The 23,446-nt window shown below is 58.7% G+C and carries 22 protein-coding genes and 1 pseudogene; 16 read left to right on the top strand and 7 right to left on the bottom strand.

Going from position 1 to position 23,446, the window contains the following annotated elements; genetic code table 11:
- Position 1 precedes the first annotated feature (1 nt).
- Positions 2-919, bottom strand: a complete 918-nt coding sequence (locus ACR0ER_RS15070; protein WP_480769639.1) for a dihydrodipicolinate synthase family protein — start codon at positions 917-919, stop codon at positions 2-4.
- 7 nt (positions 920-926) lie between these two features.
- Positions 927-1,637 (bottom strand): GntR family transcriptional regulator, encoded by a 711-nt coding sequence (locus ACR0ER_RS15065; protein ID WP_480769638.1) that lies wholly within the window; start codon positions 1,635-1,637, stop codon positions 927-929.
- 139 nt (positions 1,638-1,776) lie between these two features.
- On the opposite strand from ACR0ER_RS15065, the gene ACR0ER_RS15060 reads away from it, so the two are divergent.
- From ACR0ER_RS15060 to aspT (ACR0ER_RS15045), 4 genes are all read left to right on the top strand, one after another.
- Positions 1,777-2,727 (top strand): GlxA family transcriptional regulator, encoded by a 951-nt coding sequence (locus ACR0ER_RS15060; RefSeq protein WP_480769637.1) that lies wholly within the window; start codon positions 1,777-1,779, stop codon positions 2,725-2,727.
- 408 nt (positions 2,728-3,135) lie between these two features.
- Positions 3,136-3,642: a hypothetical protein gene (locus ACR0ER_RS15055; protein ID WP_480769636.1), complete on the top strand. Its 507-nt coding sequence runs from the start codon at positions 3,136-3,138 to the stop codon at positions 3,640-3,642.
- 92 nt (positions 3,643-3,734) lie between these two features.
- On the top strand, positions 3,735-5,393 hold the full coding sequence (locus ACR0ER_RS15050; RefSeq protein ID WP_480769635.1) for a bifunctional aspartate transaminase/aspartate 4-decarboxylase: 1,659 nt from the start codon (positions 3,735-3,737) through the stop codon (positions 5,391-5,393).
- Between the two features lie 26 nt (positions 5,394-5,419).
- Complete coding sequence (gene aspT, locus ACR0ER_RS15045; RefSeq protein ID WP_480769634.1) at positions 5,420-7,093, top strand: aspartate-alanine antiporter; 1,674 nt, start codon at positions 5,420-5,422, stop codon at positions 7,091-7,093.
- Position 7,094: 1 nt separating this feature from the next.
- On the opposite strand, the gene aspT (ACR0ER_RS15040) is transcribed toward aspT (ACR0ER_RS15045), so the two are convergent.
- Positions 7,095-8,795: an aspartate-alanine antiporter gene (aspT, locus tag ACR0ER_RS15040; protein WP_480769633.1), complete on the bottom strand. Its 1,701-nt coding sequence runs from the start codon at positions 8,793-8,795 to the stop codon at positions 7,095-7,097.
- Positions 8,796-9,480: 685 nt separating this feature from the next.
- On the opposite strand from aspT (ACR0ER_RS15040), the gene ACR0ER_RS15035 reads away from it, so the two are divergent.
- From ACR0ER_RS15035 to ACR0ER_RS15020, 4 genes are all read left to right on the top strand, one after another.
- On the top strand, positions 9,481-10,431 hold the full coding sequence (locus ACR0ER_RS15035) for an ABC transporter substrate-binding protein (protein WP_170333951.1): 951 nt from the start codon (positions 9,481-9,483) through the stop codon (positions 10,429-10,431).
- Positions 10,432-10,508: 77 nt separating this feature from the next.
- Complete coding sequence (locus ACR0ER_RS15030) at positions 10,509-11,546, top strand: quaternary amine ABC transporter ATP-binding protein (RefSeq protein WP_480769632.1); 1,038 nt, start codon at positions 10,509-10,511, stop codon at positions 11,544-11,546.
- A complete protein-coding gene (locus tag ACR0ER_RS15025) occupies positions 11,539-13,128 on the top strand; it encodes an ABC transporter permease (protein ID WP_480769631.1) in 1,590 nt (529 codons plus the stop codon). The genes ACR0ER_RS15030 and ACR0ER_RS15025 overlap by 8 nt, the downstream gene beginning before the upstream one ends.
- A gap of 54 nt (positions 13,129-13,182) precedes the next feature.
- Complete coding sequence (locus ACR0ER_RS15020; RefSeq protein WP_480769630.1) at positions 13,183-14,157, top strand: arginase family protein; 975 nt, start codon at positions 13,183-13,185, stop codon at positions 14,155-14,157.
- Here the strand turns inward: ACR0ER_RS15020 and ACR0ER_RS15015 are convergent.
- A complete protein-coding gene (locus ACR0ER_RS15015) occupies positions 14,154-15,122 on the bottom strand; it encodes an agmatinase (protein ID WP_480769629.1) in 969 nt (322 codons plus the stop codon). The two genes, ACR0ER_RS15020 and ACR0ER_RS15015, sit on opposite strands and share 4 nt — an antisense overlap.
- A gap of 30 nt (positions 15,123-15,152) precedes the next feature.
- Entirely contained in the window at positions 15,153-15,995 is an 843-nt protein-coding gene (locus tag ACR0ER_RS15010) for a trimethylamine methyltransferase family protein (RefSeq protein WP_480769628.1), read from the bottom strand.
- A 477-nt stretch (positions 15,996-16,472) separates the two neighbouring features.
- Here ACR0ER_RS15010 and ACR0ER_RS15005 point away from each other — a divergent pair, with 477 nt between their 5' ends.
- The 4 genes and pseudogenes from ACR0ER_RS15005 to ACR0ER_RS14990 all read left to right on the top strand — a co-directional run bounded on the left by ACR0ER_RS15005 (position 16,473) and on the right by ACR0ER_RS14990 (position 19,657).
- Positions 16,473-17,348: an NAD(P)/FAD-dependent oxidoreductase gene (locus ACR0ER_RS15005; RefSeq protein WP_480769627.1), complete on the top strand. Its 876-nt coding sequence runs from the start codon at positions 16,473-16,475 to the stop codon at positions 17,346-17,348.
- A pseudogene (locus ACR0ER_RS15000) lies at positions 17,273-18,415 on the top strand (hypothetical protein). The gene ACR0ER_RS15005 and the pseudogene ACR0ER_RS15000 overlap by 76 nt, the downstream one beginning before the upstream one ends.
- 3 nt (positions 18,416-18,418) lie before the next feature.
- Positions 18,419-18,604, top strand: a complete 186-nt coding sequence (locus tag ACR0ER_RS14995; RefSeq protein ID WP_480769626.1) for a glycine cleavage T C-terminal barrel domain-containing protein — start codon at positions 18,419-18,421, stop codon at positions 18,602-18,604.
- Between the two features lie 81 nt (positions 18,605-18,685).
- On the top strand, positions 18,686-19,657 hold the full coding sequence (locus ACR0ER_RS14990) for a LysR family transcriptional regulator (protein ID WP_480769625.1): 972 nt from the start codon (positions 18,686-18,688) through the stop codon (positions 19,655-19,657).
- On the opposite strand, the gene ACR0ER_RS14985 is transcribed toward ACR0ER_RS14990, so the two are convergent.
- Positions 19,654-19,998 (bottom strand): substrate-binding domain-containing protein, encoded by a 345-nt coding sequence (locus ACR0ER_RS14985; protein ID WP_480769658.1) that lies wholly within the window; start codon positions 19,996-19,998, stop codon positions 19,654-19,656. The genes ACR0ER_RS14990 and ACR0ER_RS14985 overlap by 4 nt on opposite strands.
- A gap of 148 nt (positions 19,999-20,146) precedes the next feature.
- Complete coding sequence (locus tag ACR0ER_RS14980) at positions 20,147-20,248, bottom strand: LacI family DNA-binding transcriptional regulator (protein ID WP_480769624.1); 102 nt, start codon at positions 20,246-20,248, stop codon at positions 20,147-20,149.
- Positions 20,249-20,400: 152 nt separating this feature from the next.
- Here ACR0ER_RS14980 and hisD point away from each other — a divergent pair, with 152 nt between their 5' ends.
- The 4 genes from hisD to comE all read left to right on the top strand — a co-directional run bounded on the left by hisD (position 20,401) and on the right by comE (position 23,404).
- On the top strand, positions 20,401-21,708 hold the full coding sequence (hisD, locus tag ACR0ER_RS14975; protein WP_480769623.1) for a histidinol dehydrogenase: 1,308 nt from the start codon (positions 20,401-20,403) through the stop codon (positions 21,706-21,708).
- A 179-nt stretch (positions 21,709-21,887) separates the two neighbouring features.
- A complete protein-coding gene (locus ACR0ER_RS14970; protein ID WP_170333935.1) occupies positions 21,888-22,298 on the top strand; it encodes a universal stress protein in 411 nt (136 codons plus the stop codon).
- A 48-nt stretch (positions 22,299-22,346) separates the two neighbouring features.
- Positions 22,347-22,853: a sulfopyruvate decarboxylase subunit alpha gene (gene comD, locus ACR0ER_RS14965; RefSeq protein WP_480769622.1), complete on the top strand. Its 507-nt coding sequence runs from the start codon at positions 22,347-22,349 to the stop codon at positions 22,851-22,853.
- Positions 22,850-23,404: a sulfopyruvate decarboxylase subunit beta gene (comE, locus tag ACR0ER_RS14960; protein WP_480769621.1), complete on the top strand. Its 555-nt coding sequence runs from the start codon at positions 22,850-22,852 to the stop codon at positions 23,402-23,404. Before comD ends, comE begins: the two co-directional genes overlap by 4 nt.
- Positions 23,405-23,446 lie beyond the last annotated feature (42 nt).

Genomic DNA, 23,446 nt, shown 5'->3' with positions numbered 1-23,446 from the left:
CTTAGCCCTCCGCCACGATATCTGCGATTTTTTTCTTCAACACGCGCGTCACCTGTTCCAGTGCGCGTTTGTCGTCCTTGTTCAGCCCCTTTAGCGGAGGTCGCATTGCGCCCGCATTGATCCCGTTCATGGTCACGCCATGTTTGATCGTCTGGATGAACTTGCCACCCTGTTCCAGCACCCGCATTAGCGGCATCATTGCTGACATGATCCGGCGGCCTTTGGTGAAATTGCCCTCGATCACACAGGCATTGTACAGCGCCACATGTTCGGCCGGCAGGAAGTTCGACCCGCCGCAGACCCAGAAGGGCGCGCCCCAAGCGAAGAACTCCAACGCCTGATCGTCCATGCCGCAGCCTAGTTGGATGTGCGGATAGTCACGGGCCAGCAGGTGCACTCGGTTGATATCGCCCGAGCTTTCCTTAATGCCGCAGAAATTCCGGCTGCGGCCCACGCGGTCAAAAAATTCCTCGCCCATCATCGTGCCGGTGCGGTGCGGATAGTTGTACAGCATCACCGGCAGGTCGGCGGCCTTGTCGATGGCCAGCGCATTCAGCGCGTTTTCGCGGTCGGTTGGCACCGAATAGGGTGGGCTGGCCAACAGGATAGAATCTGCGCCGATCTCACGCGCGCCAGAGGCCAGCGCGATCGATTCCGACGTCAGCATTGCGCCGGTTCCAACGACCAGCGGCAGTCGGCCCTTCAGACGCTCATGCGTGAATCGCGCCAGTTCCAGCCGTTCTTCAACCGTCTGGGCATAATTCTCGCCAGTCGATCCGCCTGAGATCAGCCCGTGCACGCCGTTTTCGATCAGGTATTCGATCACGTCGGACAGGGCGTCCCAATTCACGTTGCCATCCTCGTGATAGGGCGTGACCACAGGGGTATAGATCCCCTCAAATCTGAAAATTGGGTTCATTCTGTCCTCATGCAGGTTTCGAAAGGGGCGGGACGCCCATCGGGACATCCAGCGCGTCAGGCATCACGAACAGCTCGATCTGATCGCGTGACAGGTTCCAGTGATCCTCGGCCAGCTGCGCAGCAGCCGCCTCGTCGCCCGCCTCGATGGCGGCGATGATGGCGTCATGCTGGGCGCTTGCTTCGGACAGGTTTTCGGACATTTTGGCCGTCTGCGGTCGATAAAAGGTCATACCGATCCGGGCGTGATCGATCAGTAACCGGTTGAACGACGGCAGCAGGTAGACATTGCCCGACATCGCGCCGGTGACATCGTGAAACCGGTTATTGGCCAGCGCCCGATCTTCGGCCGATCCCGTACGCAGCGCGGCCTTGAACGCCTGTTGCGCCTCTTTCAGATCCTCAATCTGCGCGTGCGTCGCGTTCTGAGCCGCCAGCCGCAGGATTGCGCCATAGACCATCGGCGCGGCCAGAAAGAAATCGCGCAGGGTGGTATAGGACATCTCGGATACGCGGGCGCTGCGGTTGGTGCGCAGGTCCAAGTAGCCTTCGCCCGCCAATTGCCGGAACACCTCGCGCAACGGCGTGCGCGACAGGCCGAACGCATCGGACAGATGTGCCTCGTCCAGATCGGTGCCGGGTTGCAGGCGCCGGGTCAGGATGGACACCCGCAGATGCTCGGTCAACTCAGCCTTGCGGGATTTGGCATCGTCTTTCATCCATCCCTCCTTTGATGGGTGGTGCGAATCTCGTCGCGCCCGCGGTGCACATTGTGTACTCCAAGAAAATACAACTTGTATACATAAAAAAATCGTGCAGCATGGATCATCAACTAAGCCAAGCTGAACGGGACGCCTGATGAGCCAACCGCGCCACATCACTTTCATTCTGGTCGAGGAATTCTCGCACCTCGCCTTCTCCTGCGCGGTCGAGCCGCTGAGAATCGCGAATCTTGTCAGCGGCGAAGACCTCTATGACTGGACCTTCCTTTCCGAACATGGCGAGCAGGCCGTGTGTTCCAACGGATCGGTCACGCTGGTGCATGGCGGTTTGGAGGCGCTGTCCAAGACCGATCAGCTTTTCGTTTTGTCGGGCATTCATATGCGCAATCACGTCACGCGCGCGTTGCTGGCAACCTTGCGGCGCGAACGGGCGCGGGGGACGGCCATTGGCGCGTTGTGTTCCGGTGCATGGTTGCTGGCCGAGGCCGGGTTTCTGGACGGTATGCAGGCGGCTATTCACTGGGAGTACCACGATGCCTTCATGGAGGCGTTCCCCGAAGTGAACCTTGTGCGCAGCGTTTTTGTGGCCGACGAAAAACACATCACCGCTTCGGGTGGCACGGCAACAGCCGACCTGTTGCTGCACCTGATCGAACGCGACCACGGTGAGGAACTGGCCATCGCCGTGGCCGATCAGATGGTCTACAACGCAGTGCGCAATGCCACCGCAAAACAGCGGGTGTCGCTGCAATCGCGCAATGGGATGCGTAATGCCCACCTGGCCAAGGCGATCCATATCATGCAGGACTGTATCGAAGCGCCGGTATCGCCGTCGCAGATTGCCGAGGATCTGGGCATCTCGACCCGGCAGCTGGAAAGGCTGTTCGGCAAATACCTTAATACGTCACCCAAGAAGTACTTCATGGAACTGCGCCTTGAGCGCGCCCAGAAACTGTTGCTGCAAACCGAAGCCTCGGTGACCGAGGTCGCCATGGCCTGCGGGTTCGAAAGCCCAGGCCACTTTTCGCGGGTGTACCGATCCAGCTTTGGCGTCACGCCGCACGCGCAGAAAAGCAAAATCGACTGAGCGACGTCGGCGGGGGGAGCTGCTCTGGCCGTCGGCGAGCCCGGTTGGTCAGGCGCTCACCCCCTGGTCCCGCTCGTACCCCCTCGTTAAATTGAAACTCGTAAACTGATCAGCAGGATTGAGTTTTATTAGATGCGGAAATGGGCATAACTTTTGCAAGATCGTGTCAGATCTATGCAGGTTTCAGCCCAAATCGCGGTGTTTGCCTCAATTCAGGATGGCAAAGAACCCACAATAAAGCCAAACGCTTTCAGTCGGTCGTCGCTTATGTTTGCGTTATTACTTGCTTTGTGTCATTTTTATTAAGCCAACAAAGAGACGATTTCTGCAAAAAATGGCGTTAAATCGCAACCGATTTCACTTGAGAGTTTCCAAGTCCTCATCAGGAGTTAAACTTGGAGGACGTCTATGAATTTGGAATCCCCTGAAGCCGCAGTGGAATTTGCGCCGCGTGTTATTTCTATTGCCAAGCGCGAGAGACAGATTTGCCAAGCCTCCAAAGCTGCTAAGAACGCGTTCGACCGAATCGCCCGCGTGGCCACGAATGGGGGCACGGTGCATGGCGAGTTACAGGGCCGGGTGTTTTCCATTTTCCGCTGGTACTTTCTGTCCGCCTTTTGCACGCGCCTGTTGACGGATGCGGCGCATCGGTTGGAGCATCAGACATTGCAGGTCTCGGTGGATATTTTCAGCGCGGTCAAAATGATTCTGACCGAAAGCGAAATCGAACGCTCGATGGAACTGGTCAGTGTTGAGCGCACGTCTCCTGTTGTTGTGCGCGCGAATGATATCGGCAGCCGGGGGCACACAGTGGGCTGGGTCGCTGCCGGGTTGCATGAGAACGGTCGGGATTTCCCGGACGAGATTCAGAACGCCCTGGCCGGTGCGCTGGCGGCATCGGCCCGGATCAACTAATCCACCCGTTTCTGATTGCCCCTACGTCAGGGCCTGACTGCACAGTTTACACAAACACAAATCCTTGCGTACGATCCGGTTGAATTCTTCCGATGGATTTAACGCAAGGGTTTGATGCGATGTCAGAAACACTGGACCTGCACAAGTTTGAAAATCTAAGTCCCTTTCAGATCAAAGACGAACTCATCAAGCTGGCCGAGAAAGAGTCGCGCCAGATGGCTTTGCCCTATCTGAACGCAGGGCGCGGCAATCCCAACTGGATTGCCACCAAAGCGCGCAAGGCGTTCTTCCTGTTGGGGCAGTTCGCGATGACCGAAGCGCAGCGCCATCGCGATGAGCGACAGGTTGGGTTGGCCGGAATGCCGCAAGGGCCGGGCTGTTATGATCGGCTCAAGGCTTATTGTTCGGCCTCTGAGGATAAAAACGGACCTCCGGGCGCGGATACTCTGGCCGCCGTGGTGGATTTCGCGATTGAGAAACTCGGCTTCACGCCGGACGACTTCGTGCTCGAACTGACTGACGGCATTGTCGGCGACCACTATCCCATGCCGGACCGCTGCATGAAGCACAATGAAGCCATCGTCCATGAATATGTGATGTGGGCGATGTGCGCAGGGCATCGACCAGACGCAAAGTTCGACATCTATGCGGTCGAGGGCGGCACCGCTGCGATGTGCTATATCTTCAAGGCACTCAAGAACCAGCGGCTGCTGAACGCGGGTGACACTATCGCGCTGGGTACGCCGATCTTTACGCCTTATCTGGAAATGCCTGTGTTGGAAGATTACGGGCTGAACGTGGTGGACGTGTCCTCGGAAGAGGAAGACAATTTCCAACTGACCGACGAAGACCTCGAACAACTGGCCGACCCGAAGGTCAAAGCGTTGTTTCTGGTCAATCCGGGCAACCCGTCCTCGGTCGCGATCAGCCCCGAGGTCATGGCCCGGCTGGTTGAGTTCGTAAAAACCCGCCGTCCCGACCTGATCATCCTGACTGATGACGTCTATGGCACGTTCATACCGAACTTCCAGTCGGTGATGGGGCATCTGCCCGAGAACACGATCGGGGTTTACTCCTATTCCAAGTATTTCGGGTGCACCGGCTGGCGTCTGGGTGCGATTTTGGTGGCCGAGAACAACATCTTCGACAAGATGATCGCCGAGGCTCCGGACGAGACCAAAGCCGTTGTGAATGCGCGGTACGAGACACTGACCCCGGATCCAAGCTCGTTCAAATTCATCGACCGGATCGTTGCCGACAGCCGCGACGTGGCGCTGAACCACACGGCGGGTCTGTCGCTGCCGCAGCAGGTGATGATGACGCTGTTCTCGCTGGTCGAGTTGATGGATGAAGAAAAAGCCTATCAGAAGTTCTGCTGGGGCATCCTGAAACATCGCTTTGATGAGCTGGTCGATGGGATGGGCATCGAAGTGCCGGATAATCCTCTGTTCGACAAGTATTACGGGATCATCGATTTTGAGTTCTGGCTGCGCAAATATGTCGGCGAAGAAGTCGTCGAGTGGATCAAGGATAACGTCCACCCGCTGGATATCTCGTTCAAGCTGGCACAGGACCACGGGATCGTCTTGCTGAACGGGTCGGGCTTTGACGCACCGAACTGGTCGGCACGGGTGTCCTTCGCCAATCTCGATGACAGCGCCTATCGTCAGATCGGTCGCGCGGTGCGGGCGGTGGCCATTGGCTATGTGCAGGCCTATCGCGCGTCGAAAGGGTTGCCGCTGCACGGCTGAGACAGAACTGCGGGGAGGCTGCTGCTTTGGAACTGGTCGGGTCAATCTTTGGTCATCATCCTGCTCTGGCTTTGTTTTGCAGCCTCGCGCTTGGCTATGCGCTGGGAAAAATCACTATCGGATCTTTCACCGTTGGGTCGGTGGCGGGTTGTCTGCTGGCCGGCGTGCTAGTTGGTCAGACCGGGGTGGTCGTGTCGGACGACCTGAAACAGGCCTTCTTCCTGCTGTTCCTGTTTTCCATCGGCTACCGAACTGGACCGCAATTCTTTCGATCCCTGAACGTCCGCGCATTGCCGCAGATTGCAATCACCGTGCTGCTTTGCGTTGTGGCACTTTTCGTTGCCGCGGTGCTGGCCCCGCTGATGGGCTTGTCTGTGGGGATTGCGGCGGGTCTGCTGGCTGGTGGTGTCACCGAAAGCGCTACGCTAGGTGTGGCGATTGATGCATTTGCCAAAACCGGGGCAGATGAGGCCGCGCGGCAGATTTTCGACGGTGAGATCGCCACTGGTTTCGCCTTGGCTTATTTCGTTGGCGTGATTGCCACGATCTTTTTTCACACCCAACTTGCCCCACGGTTCTATGGCCGTTCGCTAAAAGAGGCCTGCGCGGAATATGAGGCCGAACTGGACGACAACGGCGCCCCGATGCTGTCTGAGCATCGCGATTTCGAAGCCCGCGCCTATCGCATCAATCCCGAATTCGCCGGGCACAGAATTTCCGAGCTTGAAGCCCGCGTGCCCGAGCATGTTCGCGCCTTCTTTGATCGGGTACGGCGCGGGGATAAAATCCTGCCGACCACGCGGGACATGGTTTTGCAAGAAGGCGACATTGCCGCCATTGCAGGTTTGAGGTCCTACCTGATCGAGCATACAAGCATGCTGGGGGAAGAGGTTGAAGACCCCGAACTTCTCGATCTTCCGGTGCAAACCAACGATATCGTCGTAACCAATAAAGAGGTGGTCAATCAAACCCTAGCCGAACTGTCCGCCCGCCCCGAGGCGCGCACCATCTACCTGCGTGGGATCATGCGCAGTGGCGAGCGGTTGCCTATCTTTCGAGGCGTGACCCTGCATAAGGGGGATGTACTGACCGTGTCCGGCACCCGCAGCCATATTGAGGACGCGGCCAATCGGTTGGGCTATCTGGACCGCGAAACCAACCAGACGGACATGATCTTTGTGGCCTTCTTTATCCTGCTGGGTGGTCTGATCGGTATCCCGGCGCTGAAATACGGCGCGATTGAGCTGGGTCTGGGCACTTCGGTCGGGGTGCTGTTGGGAGGGCTGGTGGCGGGGTGGTTGCGCTCGGCTCACCGGACGTTTGGCTTTGTCCCCGAGGCGACGTTGTGGATTTTTGACTCGCTGGGCTTGTGCGTATTCGTGGCCTGCGTGGGCATTACCTCGGGGCCGAGCTTTGTCACTGGGGTCATGGAAAGCGGGCCGACGCTGATTTTCGGGTCGGTGGCAATCGTATTGCTGGCCCACGGATCGGCGGTATTTGTCGGTCACAAGGTTTTTGGCATCAACGAAGGCGTTCTGGCTGGCACCTGCTGCGGGGCAGGAACATCCGCCCCGGGTCTGGCCGCCGTGCAGGAGGCGGCACAAAGCCAGGTTCCGACATTGGGCTATGGCCTCGGCTATGCCGTGGGCAACGTGCTGTTGGCCCTGTGGGGCTCGGTCATCGTGATCCTGTTGATGTAGATCACGGCACGAAGGCAACGACCAAGGGCCCCCACAAGGTCAGGAAGATATTCGCCACCGCGTAGGTCATCGTGAAGGCAGGCGTCGGTGTCGCGTTCCCGGCCTTTTCCAGAAGCGTCGCAAAGCCCGGATTGCCCGAGCGTGACCCGGTCACAACCGCGCAGGCCTCGACCGGGTTTTTGATGCGCAGGACGAAATAGTTGATAGGGAACTGAACGATCATCGGCATCAGCGTGACGACGACCCCCAGCAACAGAAGGGTAATGCCGTATTCCTGTATCGCCTCAAGCGCGGGCTTGCCTGCATTCAGGCCGACAACCCCGACGAATACGGCCAGACCAAAACTCTGCAGGAAATTCGCAGCACCTCTGTTGATGCCGCCGATTTTGGGCCGCCGGATACGCAGGTATCCGATGATCAACCCGGTCACGAGGCACCCAAGGCCGGACCCCAGCGCCACTTTGGTGCCCGCAATCACAAAGCTAATTTCCCCGATCAGATAACCGACGGCCACACCGATCCCCAGCGCGATGAAATTCGTGACTGAGGCCGATGGCGGCACATAGCCTGCGACTTTCGACACCCGGTTCAGGTCGTCTTTGTGACCGACGATGGAAACCTCATCGCCCGCGTGGATTTCGGTGTTGTGCAGGACGGGCACGTCATGCCCCATGCGGGTGATCTTTGAGACATGGACCCCGCGCCGCTGATCCGCGGTCAAGGCATCGCGCAGTTCCGACAGGGTCTTGCCCGCCAGTTTGCGGTTGGTGATGACGACATTGCGGCGCTCTTCCACGACGGTCAGTTCGGGCGGGTATTCTCCGATCTCACCACTTGCGGTGCCCTCAAACTGCGTCAGGGTTGCAACCAGTGCCGACACGACGATTACGTCACCCGCGTTGACGACTGTTTCTGGTGTCGGGTCAACCGGGGCGCCATCCTGTAGCAGCTTCTCGACGATCAGATCGCCGTCGTATCCACCCTCAATTGCCTTCACGGATTGGCCCGCAATTGAAGCGTCGTTATTCACCTGATAGGCGCGGGCGTCGAACCGGTTCATTGGAAGGAACTCGCCTTCCTCCAGCTTGCGGCCACCCCCGCTAAGCTTTTGGGCCAGCTTAATCGCCTCTTGCCGCAGGTCGACGCGCATGATGATCGGAATGACGCTGACCGCCAGGATCGGGCCGATCGAGCCAAAGATATAGGTGACCGAATACCCCACCGCGATGTTGGTCTTGAGCTTTTCGGCCTCATCCGCAGCTAGTCCCAGCAGGTCGATGGCGTTGCCGGCGGTGCCGATGATGGCCGACTGTGTCAGCCCTCCGGCGGCCAGACCGGCTGCCAGCCCCTTGTCCAACCCGGCCAATCGGGCAACGACGATGACAAAGAACAACCCCCAGAGCGTCATCATGAACGCGGCCAGCAGCTTGGTCAGGGCGGTTCGGTTCAGGGCAGCGAAAAACTGCGGCCCGCCGTTGTAACCAACCATGAAAATAAACAGCGAGAAAAAGACGTTCTGAACATCGGTGCTTAGGTTTATGCCGCCGATCTGTCCCACGAAGACCGCCACCAGCAGGGTTCCCGCGATGCCGCCCAATTCGAACTTTCCGACCCGAAATTTGCCAACGCCGTATCCCAGCCCCAAACAAAGAAAGAGCGCCATGATCGGAAAGGCGCGGAGCTGTTCTGTGATCAATTCCATCTAGAATTCTCCAGGTTGCAAGTCTGGTTACGATAACGCCGCGAACGACATCTCAGTGCGCTGATAACGCTTTGAAATTCAGATTGTTTTCGTTGCGCTCAGGTAAACACTGACTTTGTGATCTGTCAAATTGTCACGTATTTTTCAGGCCACGCGCACAAAGGGCCGTGTCGACGAACCCCGATCACCAACTTGTACGCACCGTGAAACGTGGCATTTCTTAGTGGACCTGTGTGCCTTGTTAGCGAACTTACAGAGGGAACCTTTTCTTCCACACGCGTGTGGAAGGTTGTGTCCGGATTGAATTTGCCAAAGTTTGTTTGGCCAAATCGCACGATTATAGGCCAGTTATGGTCCACATGTCAGCACTTGGTCTGAATGCACCCTTACAGAAAATACATTAAAGTGAGCGGCTTATTTCTTGGGAGTATGCTGTGTGTGGAATGCCTCTATTTGCAAAAAACGAAAACTAAATTACGATAATGCCGTATAGTAAGGATTGCCACATGTAAGTCTTGAAGGGCGGCGTGCTGGCATGGTTCAATTTTCTGGCCAACCCGGCGCAGCAAGCCGCTGGCCAAGAAACCGGGGAAGTTCCGCCTTCCCGCCACTGCTCGCAAGGTGCATCACCGCCCAATAGGGACACAAAAACAAGCGCCGCGGACGACCAACATGGAGATATCAGATGAAAAAACTTGCAACGCTTTTGGGAGGCGCATCGATGGCGGTCGCCGGACCGGCCATGGCTGCGGATATCGTGATCGGTGTGCCGAACTGGCCGTCGGTGAATGCCACGGCACATATTCTGAAAGTGGCGATCGAACAGAACCTTGGGCTTGAGGTCGAGCTGCAGAACGGAACCAACCCGATCGTGTTCGAGGCGATGGATTCCGGTGCGATGCATGTTCATCCCGAAGTTTGGATGCCGAACCAGAAGAACCTGCACGATACCTATGTCACCGACAAAGGCACTGTTGCCTTCAACCCTAACGGCGTTGAGGCGTTTCAGGGCATGTGTGTCGACAAAGCGACTGCGGATGCCAACGATATCCGCTCAATCGACGACCTGACCAATCCCGATATCGCCGCGTTATTTGACAGCAATGGCGATGGTCAGGGTGAGGTTTGGATCGGCGCGCCGGGTTGGGCCTCGACCAATGTCGAGAAAATCCGCGCCAAGTCCTACGGCTATGATCAGGTGATGGAGCTGACCGAGATCGACGAGACGGTGGCCTATGCCAACCTCGACAACGCGATCAAGGCGGGCGATCCGTGGGTCGGGTTCTGCTATACGCCGCACTATGTGTTTGCTCTGCATGACATGCAGATTCTGGAAGAACCGGCTTATGACGCGTCCAAGTGGAACGTGTTGCAGCCCACAGACGATCCGGATTGGCTTGAGAAGTCCGACGCTGGTGTGGCCTGGGATCTGGCCTATCTGCACCTGCACTATGCTAAGTCCCTTGAGGAAGAGTTCCCCGAAGTTGCCCAAATGCTGGCCAACATGCAGCTGGACACCGATACAGTCTCGGCCATGACCTATGCACTGGTGATCGAAGGCCAAGAACCGCTGGCCTATGCTGAAGAATGGGTGGCAGCCAACGAAGATGCTGTTCTGAACTGGATGTCTCAGTGATTGACGCCAACCGGAATTGAAAACCGGACAGGCCGTCGGACATGTCCGGCGGCCTGTTTTGCATCAAAGGGACAAGTATGACCGAAACAGTCGTAAAACTGACGGATGTGTGGAAGATATTCGGGGCACGCGCCGAAGAAGCCATGGAAGCCGTACGGAACGAAGGCATTGGAAAGCCCGAAGTTCTGGAGAGATTCAACTGCGTCGTGGGTGTGCAAGGGGCCACCTTCGAAGTGCCGCGGGGCGAGATTTTCTGCATCATGGGCCTGTCGGGCTCGGGCAAATCCACGCTGGTGCGGCATGTGAACCGCCTGATCGAGCCGACCTCGGGCAAGATCGAGATTTTGGGCCATGACGTGTCCAAGATTTCCGAGGCGGAGCTGCGCCGTATCCGGGCACAGCAGATCGGGATGGTGTTTCAGCACATGGCGCTGATGCCGCACCGCTCGGTGCGCGAAAACGTGGCGTATCCGTTGGAGATTCGCAAAGTGTCGAAGTCCAAGCGCTGGGCGGTTTCGGATCACGCGCTGGGTCTGGTGGACCTGACAGGCTACGAGGATCGCCTGCCCAAGGAACTATCGGGCGGTATGCAGCAGAGGGTGGGGATTGCCCGCGCGTTGGCGTCGGATCCGGAAATCCTGCTGATGGACGAGCCATTCTCGGCCCTTGACCCGCTGATCCGTCTGCAATTGCAAGACCAGTTCAAGGCGCTGGTGGCGCAGTTGCAGAAGACGACGCTGTTCATCACGCACGATCTGGACGAAGCCATCCGCATCGGCCACCGCATCGCCATCATGAAAGACGGGGTGATCGTGCAGATCGGTACACCTGAGGATATCGTCATGAACCCGGCCGACGATTATGTGCGCGAGTTTGTGCAGGGCATTTCAAAACTGAAACTGGTTAAGGCGCATTCGATCATGGAACCGATGGGCAGCTATTCCGGCCCACTCGAAGGCGCGCCGCGCGCCGATGAGGGCGCGGATCTGGACCAACTGATCGATCTGGCGGTGAACACTGATATGCCGGTCGTCATCACCGATGCAGGCAGTGACGTCGGCATCGTGACCAAGCCGCGTCTGCTGCGCGGAATTCAGGGGGGCAAAAATGACTGATGCAGCAATGGAAATGAAAGTCACGGCCGCTTCTGATATCGAGGTTGACCGCGAGGCACTGGACCAGTCCATTCACGAATTTGTCGGTCCGAACGGTGATTACTATGTCACCGCATTCCACAAAATCCACGATGCCACCAGCGCCGTGCCCAACACGTTCAACATTTGGGCGGCGGTGCTGGGACCGTTCTGGTCGGCGTCGCGGGCCATCTGGGGGATGTTCTGGACGTTCCTAATCCTTGAGATCATCGCCTGGGTTCAGATCGGACGCGGTGCATGGGGCAATCCCGGCGCTGATCTGGCCGAACGGGCGGAACGGCAGCAGTCGCGCGCCAACGAATTGCTGGAACGCGCGGCAGCCGCAACGGAACAGGCTGATATCGACCGGTTCAATCGTTTGGCCGAGAATATCCAGAAGGCGGCAGACAGCAGTCTGGCGCAAGCTCAGGCGGCTCAGGCCGAGGCGTCGGGGATCATGATCACCGGGCTTTTGATGCTGCTGGTGTTTAAGCTGGCCCAAGGGTTCTATGCGGACCGGGTCTATGAAAAGCAGTACTCGAAATGGCGGATCGATCCGACCAGTACGGAAAGCGGTCGGTCGACACGCAATACGGTTCTGGGCGCGATTCTAGTGGCCGCGATTGCGCCGTTGATCATCTACAAGTTCACGGTGAACGCTTCGCTTGCGATGCTGGATGCTTTCCCGGAAGAACAAGTTTCAGCGCTGATACTAGGCGAAGGGGAGGGCACGATCTTCTCGAACCTGGCCAGTTGGATGGAGGCGCAGATTGATGCCGCCGCCGCCGCTGGGGGCGATGTCTTTGACGGCATTGTCGCCGGTGTCCGCTCGGTTTTGGATGCTTTGACGATCGCTCTGATCGGGTCGCCGTGGCCGGTGGTGATGCTTGTCATCTGCGTAACCGCATGGCGTGCGGCTGGGCCGCGTGTGGCGATCTTTACCGCCTCGTCGCTGGCCTATATCGCGCTGCTGGGCTACTGGGATGTGGCGATGGAGACCGTGGCTCTGGTCGGTGCCGCGGTGCTGCTGTGCGTTGTGTTCGGCATTCCGCTGGGTATCTGGTTCGGAAAGTCCAAGCGGGCCTACCGCGCTGCTGAACCAGTGCTGGACCTGATGCAGACATTGCCAGCCTTCGTCTACCTGATCCCGATCATCGCCTTCTTTGGCACCGGCAACCCGCCGGGCATTCTGGCCACGATCATCTTTGGCATGCCACCGGTGATCCGCTTGACCGCGCTGGGGATGCGCGGGGTTCCAGAAAGCATCAAAGAAGCGGCGGTCGCCTTTGGCGCGTCCAAGTGGCAGTTGCTGAAGGATGTGGAGATCCCGCTGGCCTTGCCATCGATCATGACCGGCGTGAACCAGACCATCCTGATGTGTCTGTCGATGGTGGTGATCATCTCGCTGATCGGCGGCGGCGGTCTGGGCAAGGAAATCCTTGAGGCGCTGCAATACGCAGCAAAGGGGCCGGGCTTGCTGGGCGGGTTCGCCATCCTGTTCCTCGCCATGGTAATGGACCGGATTGTTCAAGGTGCCTTCCGGCGAGAAGACGAGAAAATCTAAACCCATACGCCCCCGGTTGCCGCCGGGGGCGTTTTTCATTGAACGGGGAAGACAATGACCGATCGCTACGAACAGTCCATGATGGACAATCTCTATTGGTGGGGCGTGCCCACCTTGTTTCGCTGCCCCAACGAGGGTCCCGAGGGTCAGGACATCGCGCTGGTAGGCGTGCCGCATTCCACCGGTAACGGTACGACCGAACGGGATCAGCATCTGGGCCCGCGCGCTTTACGTCATGTCTCGGCCGTGCAACGCCGGGTGCATTCGGTGTTTGGGATCGACCCGTGGAACAGCGCGCGGATTGCCGATGTGGGCGACGTGCCGTTTCCCCGTGCAAATGACAACGAGGATTGCATCGAGCGCATCACCCAGTTTTACACGGGTATCGACGCGGCAGGCGCGCGGCCGGTGTCTGTTGGGGGCGACCATTCGATCACCGGCGGGATCGTGCAGGCGCTGGGCAACGGCAAGCTGGCGGGCGGAGAGCCGGTCAGTTTCCTGCATCTGGACGCACACACGGATGTGTTCACCAAGGTCGACCACTTTCTGGGCGCCAAGAAATCAGCTGCCCATTGGGGGGCGTATCTGGCCGATCAGGGGCAGGTCGATCCGACGCGGTCGATGCAGATCGGGTTGCGGGGGCACCCGCGCAGTCTGGATTGGCTGCAGCCGTCCTATGACTATGGCTACAACATCGTCACCATGCGCGAGTTCCGCCAGCGCGGGCTAGAGGATGTCGTGGCGCAGACACGCGAGGTTCTGGGTGACCGTCCGGTCTATATCACGTTCGATCTGGATTGCCTCGACCCGACGGTCGCGCCCGCCGTGTCCAATCTGGAACCTGGCGAGAAAGGGTTCGACATTGACGAGGCAGTCGGCATTCTGCGGGCCGCGCGGGGCCTGAATATCGTGGGCGGGGATGTCGTCTGCATGATGCCCACCAAGGATAGCCCCAACAATATCACCGCGCTGACGGCAGCAGCGGTGATGTTCGAGATGATCTCGATGATCGCGGAAAACGTCGGTTAGCGCCGCGCATCCACCGCCTGCGCCAAAACGCAGAGCAGTTCGAACATCAGCGAGATGCCCAGCCACGCCGTGCCGCCCTCGGGGTCGAAGGGCGGTGCGACCTCGACCAGATCGGCACCAACCAGATTGATACCGGCCATCTGGCGAATGACCTGCTGCGCCTGAAAGCTGTTCGGGCCACCAATTTCGGGCGTACCGGTGCCGGGGGCATAGGTCGGGTCAACGAAGTCGATGTCATAGGTGCAATAGGTGGGCGCGGTGCCGACGATGCTGCGCACTTCGGTCATGACGTCGTTGATACCGCGGTCGAACAGTTCCTCGATCCGGATGATGCGGATACCCTGTGCTTCACCCCATTCGATGTCTTCGGTGTTGTAGGCGGTGCCGCGAATGCCGACTTGCACAAAGCGTTTAGGGTCCACCAGCCCTTCCTCGATCGCGCGGCGGAAGGGGGTGCCGTGGGTGAATTTGTGACCGCCGAAATAGGTGTCGAACAGGTCAGTGTGACTGTCGAACTGGATCAGCCCCAGCGGACCGGATTTGGCCAGTGCACGCAGGACGGGCAGGGTGGTCAGGTGATCGCCCCCGGCGGTCAGCGGAGTGATGCCGCGCGCAGTCAGATTGGCGTAGAAGCCGGTCACCCGCTCCAGTGTGTCCTGGATATCCACCGGGTTCGGCGCGACGTCCCCCAGATCGGCGCAATTGACCATCGAAAAAGGCGCAACCCCGGTCACCGGGTTCATCGCGCGGATCATCGTCGAATAATCCCGCAACTGGCGTGGCCCGTGCCGGGCTCCGGGGCGGTTGGTGGTGCCGCCATCCCAAGGGATGCCGATCAGACCCAGCTCAACCTCGGCAATACGGTCGTGGTCCAGCGTCATGCTGGGCAAGCGCATGAAGGTGGGGATGCCAGCGAACCGGGCAAGCTCCATCGCCGAAACCGGCTGAAAAAACGAATTGGTCATGTGCTCCCCTTCACTAGCTCTGGGGCGAGCCTAGCGGCAGATCTGCGACTTGGAAATGGGGTTGCGCGCATAGGACAGGATGCGAAAGCGCTTGCGGATATCAGCGTCTTGTTCAGGTGTCAGGTATGCCGGGTGATGGGTGGCCAGAACCCCTTTGGCCTTTGCACGCGCAGCGGACCATGCGTCGGTTGCGCCTTCCTCCTGCCAGGTACGCGGCTCGTTCCGGTCGGCGAGGGACGAGTAGAAGTAATCCCGCTCCATCGCCTCATAGTTATGCGTGCTGCCAAGGAAATGGCCGTCACCCGGAACCGACTGGCAGATCGCATCCAACCCCAGATTTTCCTCAGTCACCTCGATCCCACGCAAGGCCCGATAAGTGTGAGAGTGCATTTCATCGTCCAGAACAAACGCTTCGAAACTGGCCCCTAACAGCGATGCGGTCATGCCCGGGCTTTCATAGATCAGGTTGCCCTCGGCCAGCGCGGCGGCCAGAGAGGTCATTCCTTTTTCAGCCCCATATTGCGCATCGATGGCTTTGGCGTCGGTCATCGACGCAGCCACGCCCGAGGGCAGGCTCAGCCAGTTGGTAATCTGCGCTGAGGCCGCGTTCAGAATGGTGGTTTCCCCGCTCCCCCGGCGAAGGTCCCGGAGCGCAAATCCACGATCAGCGGCCAGCCGGCCGGGCACGCTGCCCATGCCCAGCGTCTCAAGCAAGCGCAGGGCGGTGTCGTAGGTTTGCTCAAGCTCAGTTGGGGTCAGTGATTTGAACGTGCCCCCCTTCTGACCCGGCGGGCAGGGATCGACCCCAGGTTTTGCCGCGCGTTGCGCGTGCCGGGCGCGGCGACCGCTTCGTTTGCTGACCTCTAAAACCATCCAACTCCTTTCCTGCAATTTTTCCGGGCACACCAAGCGGCAAGGCTGCTCCCCCCGTAAAGGGGAACTGTAAGTTTCAGAAATCTCAATCACAGTTATTTTTAGAACAGTCCCGGCCCCCATTTGTCGGTTCAATCCGTTCTTCCGCAAAACTTGCCTCGGATCAGAGGGAGCAGAGCCAATGAAATTGCGCACAAAAGTGGTTGTGATCGGGGGCGGGATCGCCGGGTGTTAGACGCTGTATCACCTTTCGCAAGAGGGGTGGGCGGGTGTGGTTCTGGTCGAGCGGAATGAGTTGACCTCGGGCAAGACATGGCATTCTGCGGCGCAGGTGACGAATTTCGGCATGAACCAAACGACGTTGGGTCTGAAAACGCACTCGATCCAACTGTACAAGGAACCGGCCGAGGATCCGGATTATCTGATCGACTACCACCATGGCGATGGGGCATTCGTCCGGCCAACACCGAAGCGCAGATGCAAGGGTATCGCCATTTCGCCTCGATGTCGCGCGGCATGGATGTTCCATTCGAGGTGATCGTTGCCGAGGAATGTGCCCGCAGCCACCCGCTGATCTCGACCGAGAACCTGATCGGCGGGCTGTGGGACCCGATGGATGGCGCCATCGGCCCGGCGCAATTGTGTCAGGCGCTGGTCCGTCGGGCGCGCAAGGCCGGGGCGGAGGTCTATCGCAATATGCGGGGGGTTGGTTTGACCCAGCACAACGACGACACCTGGACCGTCCACACCGAACACGGAGGTATCGATTGTGACATCGTGGCAAATGCCTGCGGTTACAGGGTGAACGAGGTTAGCGCGATGATGGGGGTGCATCATCCGGTCTCTTCCATGGAGCATCAGTATTCCCTGACCGAAGAAATCCCGGCCATTCGTGATGTAGGGCAAAGGATGCCTCTACTGCGGTGCCCGATCAGCGACTACTATTGTCGGCAGGAAAAGAACGGGCTGCTGCTGGGGTTTTACGAACAGGACTGCAAGACATGGGGTATGGACGGGATCGATCCGAACTTTGTCAACGCCCTGTACCCGGATGATCTGGACCGTGTGACAGACATGCATGAAGGTGCTTTTGCCCGAATGCCCGCGCTGATGGAGGTCGGCGTCCACACCGTTGTCAACGGCCCGATCACCTATACGATCGACGGGCGCCACTGGTCGGGCCGATCCAGGGCAAGCGCAACGCGTTCTGCATCATCGGTCTCCGCGCCGGGTTGGGCGAGGGTGGCGGTCACGGTTGGCTTCTGGCCCAGCAGATCGTGCATGGTAAGGCCTGTTACGACACATGGTGTCTGGACCCGCGGAGGTTCACCGGTCATGCGAATGTTGAACTGACGGCGTTGAAGGCCATCGAAAACTACCAAAACGAATTCCGCTTTCACTTCCCACACGAACACCGCCCTGCCGGACGACCAGCTAAAACAACGCCACTGGCTCCTGCTCTGGCGGCGGAGGGCGCTGAATTCACCGTGGTCAATGGTTGGGAGAGAGTCGAGTACATCAAGCCCACTCCTGATTTCGCACCGTCGCTCAGTTTCGATTTTGACGAAACATTTGATCTGGCCGCGGATGAGGTCGCCAATGTGCAAAACGGTGTCGGGCTGGTCGAGGTGAACGGGTTCAGCCGGGTCGAGATCTCGGGCGCGGACAGGCACGCCTTTTGGGACGGGATGTTCTGCGGCACCGTCACTCGGCGCGATGGTCGGGTTGGGTTACCTGCTGAACCATCACGGTATGGTCAAGGCCAAGGCGACTGTTGCCAACCTGCCCGCCAGCGATCGGGTCCGGATCGGCCGTGATACGGGACCGCCGTCGCCAACGAGTATTACGACATGGACTGGCTGACCCAGCACTTGCGGGAGGGCGAGGACGTGCAGTTGCGCAGCCTGACCAACGATCAGACCATTTTGGAGCTGGCCGCCCCCAAGGCGTGCGATGTCCTGTCCACCTGTGTCCGTGGCGACTGGTCGGTTGAGGCTTTCCCGTGGCTCTGCGTGCGCGAGTGTTGCGTCGGCATCGCCCCGGCAACGGTGATGGGCGTAAGTTTCTCGGGTGAGTTGGCTTATAAAATCCATGTTCCCATCGTCTCGCTCTACGCCGCCTATCTTGCATTGCGACAGTCCGGAAAGGCCCATGGTCTGAAACTGTTCAGCGCGCGGGCAGTGGAGTCCATGCGCATGGAGAAGAGCTTTCTGCATTGGAAAGCCGATCTGATCACGGAGTTTGACCCGTTTGAAACAGGCCTCGACCGTTTTGTAAAACTGGACAAGGACGATTTCATCGGACGCGACGCGTTGCTGAAAAGACAGGCCGAGGGACCACGCAAAAAGCTGGTCGCATTGCAAATTCACGCTTCGCGGCAACCCGCCCATCCCGGGGCGTCGTTGTTGCAGGGCGAATAGGTCGTGGGCACGATCACCTCAGGCGATTGGGGGCATCGCACGGGCCTGAGTTTGGCGCATGGCTTCGTGCAGCCCGATCTGGACGACATCGGAACTGAGATGGAGTTGAATTCCTGTGGCCATCGCGTACGAGCGACGGTTATCCCTCCGTCGCCCTATGATCCGGGGTTTGAACGTGTGAGAGCGTGACCCCTCGGCCAACTTCACCATTGCCGTGTGCGTCAATCTTTGCTTGGTTTGTTTAGAAGAAACCGAAACAACGGGTGTGCGGTGTCAAAATCTCTGAGCCTTCGCTGGCTGGAAGTTTTCCGGCTGGTCGCCAAATCGGGATCGATTCAACAGGTCGCGTCGGAAACGGGGTTGTCGATCAGCACCGTATCAAATCATCTGCGCAGTCTTGAAGGTGCGTTGGGCGTTGATCTGGTCGATCACGGGCGTCGCCCGATGGGGCTAACCCCGGCAGGCGAGGTATTTGCGCGCTATGTTCGCGATGGGCTGACGGTCCTGAAACGGGGCGAGGCTGAAATCCGTTCCGGCAATTGGAGGCACGCAACGGATCTGCGGTTGGCCCTTATCGACGATTTTGACAACCAGATCGCACCGGATCTGTTCCGTTTCTTGGCGCAGGCCCTGCCGCGTTGCAGTTTTCGCCACTACACGCGCCCAAGTCATGAGATCATTGCCAATCTGCAAGAGCACAAATTGGATGCCGGTGTCGCTACCCGGCCCTCGGACCGGACCGAAGGGTTGATCGAATACCCGCTGATGCGCGATCCGTTTATCGTAATCCTGCCCAACGCGTTCAACGGTACGCCAGAGGAACTGCTGAGGCCGGATGCGGAATTGCCATTGCTGCGCTACTCACGGGACTTTATGATTGGCAAGCAGATCGAAATTCAGCTGACCCGCAGCAAGTATAACCTGCCCAATCGATTCGAACTGGAGTGCAACCACTCGATCATCGGTCTGGTCGCCGAGGGCAGCGGCTGGGCGATCACAACAGCCGCCTGTTTCCACCGCGCGCAAAGGTTCCATGACAGCGTTCGGGCGCTTCCGTTTCCTGGGCGCAACTTTGTGCGAACGGTGTCCCTGTTCACAACCGAAGTTTATCCCGAAACGACTTCGAAGCTAATTCAGAAAGTGATGGCAAAGCTGATCCGTCAGCACTTCACCGACCCCATGGGAGAGGCCCACTCCTGGTTAAAGGATGATTTCCGGACCATGGAAGCCGAGGCTGCCTAGGTGCTGGCCGGTGGTCCGAGGGATTGACGCTCGACGATATGCGTGGCCAGTCGCGTGCTTGCGCCGGGGGGCCGATTTTCCAGCATATCGACCAGTGCCACCGCTGCCCGGCGACCCATTTCCCGGTGAGGCACAAGCACGGTTGTCAGCGCAGGGGCGGCGACGCGGGCCAGTTCGATATCGTCAAACCCGGTGACTGAAACATCCTTAGGTACCTGCAGGCCCATCTCTCGCGCCCGGTGCAGTGCGCCGACGGCCAGAACGTCGTTGCCGCACAGGATGGCGGTCGGGCGGACGTCTTGTGACATCAGCTTGGAAAACGCCTCGGCACCGTTTTCGATCTGATAGGGGGTTTGAGGATCGTCAAATCTGACGATGAAAGCCCGTTCTGCCGGACCGCGTCTCGTATGCCTTCGAACCGTAGGTGTGCCCTATCGTTACCCGTGGTGATGCCGGAAATCACTCCGATCCGTTGGTGGCCCAGCCCGATCACGCGGTTTGCCGGCCCGGCCATCGCGACACGGTTGCCGTCGAAACGCCTGCCAGTTTGGCGACATCAGCCAGAGTGGGGGTGGGGCAAAGTTTCGACATTTTCAAACCTGAGATTTGCTTTTGTCAATAAGTCTAAGATCAAGTTATTATTAAGAAAAGTGGAAATGTAAGCTCTTGCATTTTGGGTGTATGCACTTACAAAACTGAGTGGGCCGATTCCGGGAAAAGGCCAGAGAATAGGATCCGAAACCATGCCTCGTGACTATTTAAAGAAAGCGACTTTGACGGCGCAATCCCATGCCTCCGAAGTGCATGATACGGTCAGGACTATCCTTGCCGATATTGAGGTGGGCGGCGATGCCAAGGCGCTAGAATACGCAGCCAAATTCGACAAGTTCGACGGCAACGTCCTGATGACACAGGACGAGATCGACGCCGCCATCGCGCGGCTCCCGGAGAAGCTGAAGACCGATATCCGCTTTGCCCACGATAACGTGCGCCGCTTTGCCGAAACGCAGAAGGCCACCGTGGCCGATGTACAGACCGAAATCGTTCCGGGGTTCGTTGCTGGTCAAAAAGCGATCCCGGTGGATGCGGCGGGCTGCTATGTGCCCGGTGGTCGCTATAGCCACATCGCCAGTGCGATTATGACCGTCACTACGGCCAAGGTCGCCGGATGCCGTCACATCACCGCCTGTTCTCCACCGCGTCCGGGTGAGGGCGTTGCGCCCGCGATTGTCTATGCTGCCCATATCTGTGGGGCGGACAGCATTCTGGCCATGGGCGGTGTGCAGGGCGTGGCCGCGATGACCTATGGGCTGTTCGGCCTGCCGCGGGCCAATATCCTTGTGGGGCCGGGCAATCAGTTCGTCGCTGAGGCCAAGCGTATTCTCTATGGCAAAGTTGGCATCGACATGATCGCAGGCCCTACCGACAGCCTGATTCTCGCCGACAGCAGCGCGGATGCGCATGTGGTGGCCACTGACTTGGTCAGTCAGGCCGAGCATGGGTACAATTCGCCTGTCTGGTTGGTGACGGATGACAGTGAATTGGCGCGGAAGGTTTTGGAACTGGTGCCGGTGCTCATCGACGATCTGCCCGAACTGAACCGCGAAAACGCCGCCGCCGCGTGGCGCGATTATGCCGAGGTGATCGTCTGTTCGGATCGTGAGGAAATGGCCACCTGTTCGGATGAATACGCCCCCGAGCATCTGACCGTTCAGGCTGAGGACCTGGATTGGTGGCTGGGCCGGCTGACCTGTTATGGGTCGCTGTTTCTGGGTGAGGAAACAACCGTGTCTTACGGCGACAAGGCCACCGGCACCAACCACGTACTGCCGACCTCGGGCGCGGCCAGCTATACCGGGGGGCTAAGCGTCCATAAATACATGAAGATCGTCACCTGGCAGCGAGCCACGCGCGAAGGATCGAAGCCTGTCGCCGTCGCCACCGCCCGCATTTCCCGGCTTGAGGGGATGGAAGGCCACGCCCGAGCGGCGGATGTGCGTCTGGCCAAATACTTTCCCGACGAGCAGTTTGATCTGCACGCGGATGGTTGAACAACGAATGCCCTTCGATCCGTCCACGCCAGTGCCTCAGAGCTGGAAATGCGCATTGCCTTGCAGGAAATCACTTTTTTCGGCACCGTATATATTTACGGCCGAGGATATCCGGCAGACCGCGCAGGTCATTTTGACGGCCGTCTGTGGGCCATGGCCCGGCAGAAACGGAGGGATTCATGTATAAGAAAATTCTTGTTCCAATGGCGCTGGACCATGGCATTTCACAGCACACGCTGGAAGTTGCCCGGGCGTTATCGGCAGAGGATAGCGAAATTGTTGCGCTGCATGTGTATGAAATGCCGCAAGGCTCGGTCAGTGCTTATCTGGACAAGGACGCCGTGGCCGATGGGTTTCGCGCGGCTGCCAGCCTGCTGCGTGAAAAGACCGAGGAGTTGGAGGGCATCCAGCCCGAAATCGTCAAGGGCCACACCGCCCGGACCATTATCGACTACGCCAACAACAATGACTTCGACTGCATCGTCATCGGTTCGCACAAGCCTGGCCTCAGCGATTATTTCCTGGGCTCGACCGCGTCGCGTGTGGTCCGCCATGCCGGATGCGCCGTGCATGTGCATCGAAGGATCTGAATCAACAATCGCGCTCCCGGCGCCCCAAGCAGGACGGACAGACCGGATATGAACATAGACAAGAAGATCACGGATGATCTGGTCGCAAACGATATCTCGTTTGTCACCACAGTGCCGTGCAAGCAGTTGGCCGGGGTCATCGAAGAAATCGACCAGCGCGACGGTATTTATCACATCCCCTCGAACAAGGAAGACGAGGGCATGGGCCTTTGCGCGGGCGCATGGATGGGCGGCAAGCGTCCCGCCATCATCATGCAGAACACGGCCATCGGCGTAACGATCAACACGCTGACTACGCTGATCCAGTATTACAGAATGCCGCTGCCCATGCTGATTTCCTATCGCGGAGAGCTGCGCGAACCCATCGCCTGTCAGGTGGAAATGGCCGTGCATACCAAGGCCCTGCTTGCGCAGCTGAATATCCCGACATACCACTTTCACCATCAGTCGGATGTGGCCGAGCTGGACGCGATCCTGAAATACACCTTCATGTGCAACAAGCCGGTCGCCATCCTGACCGACGCCAATTTCTGGGGAGGCTATGGCGACCAATGATCCGTTCCGAAATCCTGAAGGAAATAGCCCCGATTCTGCGTGATCAACTGGTCGTCTGTAACATTGGCATCCCCAGCCAAGAGCTACACACGATCGACGACCAGCCCACCAATTTCTATATGCTGGGCACGATGGGGCTGGCCTCGTCGATCGGGCTTGGGCTGGCGCTGTCGCAGCCGAAACCGGTCATCGTGATTGATGGGGACGGGTCTGTGCTGACCAATTTGGGCACCCTGCCGACCATCGCGAACAATGTGGCTGATAACTATATCCTGCTGATCATCGACAACGGCTCTTACGGGTCGACCGGGGATCAGCCGACCTACGCGGGGCGGAAGACTTCGCTGGCGAAAATGGCCGAGGCGGCGGGCTGTGACCGCGTGATCGAATGCCCCGCCGAGGACACCGGTCGCGTACTGCAAGAAGCGCTGGATGCTAAGCGGATGACAATCATCGTCAGCAAATGTGAAAGCGGAAACGCCAAGATGCCGCCGATCACGAAGGACCCGGTGGTGATCCGCGACCGGTTCATGAAGGCCGTTCAGGCCTGAGGAATTCAAGGCGCGGATAGGGAACACAATATTCGCGCGTTT

Source organism: Ruegeria sp. CH8, assembly GCF_056536985.1.
Note: the sequence above shows the minus strand (reverse complement) of the source record. Positions and strands in the feature narration are given on the sequence as shown.

What these genes read in the sequence shown, in the direction of transcription:
- ACR0ER_RS15070 (WP_480769639.1), bottom strand. Translation starts at nt 919, where the DNA reads ATGAACCCAATTTTCAGATTTGAGGGGATCTATACCCCTGTGGTCACG.
- ACR0ER_RS15065 (WP_480769638.1), bottom strand. Translation starts at nt 1,637, where the DNA reads ATGAAAGACGATGCCAAATCCCGCAAGGCTGAGTTGACCGAGCATCTG.
- ACR0ER_RS15060 (WP_480769637.1), top strand. Translation starts at nt 1,777, where the DNA reads ATGAGCCAACCGCGCCACATCACTTTCATTCTGGTCGAGGAATTCTCG.
- ACR0ER_RS15055 (WP_480769636.1), top strand. Translation starts at nt 3,136, where the DNA reads ATGAATTTGGAATCCCCTGAAGCCGCAGTGGAATTTGCGCCGCGTGTT.
- ACR0ER_RS15050 (WP_480769635.1), top strand. Translation starts at nt 3,735, where the DNA reads ATGGATTTAACGCAAGGGTTTGATGCGATGTCAGAAACACTGGACCTG.
- aspT (WP_480769633.1), bottom strand. Translation starts at nt 8,795, where the DNA reads ATGGAATTGATCACAGAACAGCTCCGCGCCTTTCCGATCATGGCGCTC.
- ACR0ER_RS15035 (WP_170333951.1), top strand. Translation starts at nt 9,481, where the DNA reads ATGAAAAAACTTGCAACGCTTTTGGGAGGCGCATCGATGGCGGTCGCC.
- ACR0ER_RS15030 (WP_480769632.1), top strand. Translation starts at nt 10,509, where the DNA reads ATGACCGAAACAGTCGTAAAACTGACGGATGTGTGGAAGATATTCGGG.
- ACR0ER_RS15025 (WP_480769631.1), top strand. Translation starts at nt 11,539, where the DNA reads ATGACTGATGCAGCAATGGAAATGAAAGTCACGGCCGCTTCTGATATC.
- ACR0ER_RS15020 (WP_480769630.1), top strand. Translation starts at nt 13,183, where the DNA reads ATGACCGATCGCTACGAACAGTCCATGATGGACAATCTCTATTGGTGG.
- ACR0ER_RS15015 (WP_480769629.1), bottom strand. Translation starts at nt 15,122, where the DNA reads ATGACCAATTCGTTTTTTCAGCCGGTTTCGGCGATGGAGCTTGCCCGG.
- ACR0ER_RS15010 (WP_480769628.1), bottom strand. Translation starts at nt 15,995, where the DNA reads ATGGTTTTAGAGGTCAGCAAACGAAGCGGTCGCCGCGCCCGGCACGCG.
- ACR0ER_RS15005 (WP_480769627.1), top strand. Translation starts at nt 16,473, where the DNA reads ATGCAAGGGTATCGCCATTTCGCCTCGATGTCGCGCGGCATGGATGTT.
- ACR0ER_RS14980 (WP_480769624.1), bottom strand. Translation starts at nt 20,248, where the DNA reads ATGTCGAAACTTTGCCCCACCCCCACTCTGGCTGATGTCGCCAAACTG.
- hisD (WP_480769623.1), top strand. Translation starts at nt 20,401, where the DNA reads ATGCCTCGTGACTATTTAAAGAAAGCGACTTTGACGGCGCAATCCCAT.
- ACR0ER_RS14970 (WP_170333935.1), top strand. Translation starts at nt 21,888, where the DNA reads ATGTATAAGAAAATTCTTGTTCCAATGGCGCTGGACCATGGCATTTCA.
- comD (WP_480769622.1), top strand. Translation starts at nt 22,347, where the DNA reads ATGAACATAGACAAGAAGATCACGGATGATCTGGTCGCAAACGATATC.
- comE (WP_480769621.1), top strand. Translation starts at nt 22,850, where the DNA reads ATGATCCGTTCCGAAATCCTGAAGGAAATAGCCCCGATTCTGCGTGAT.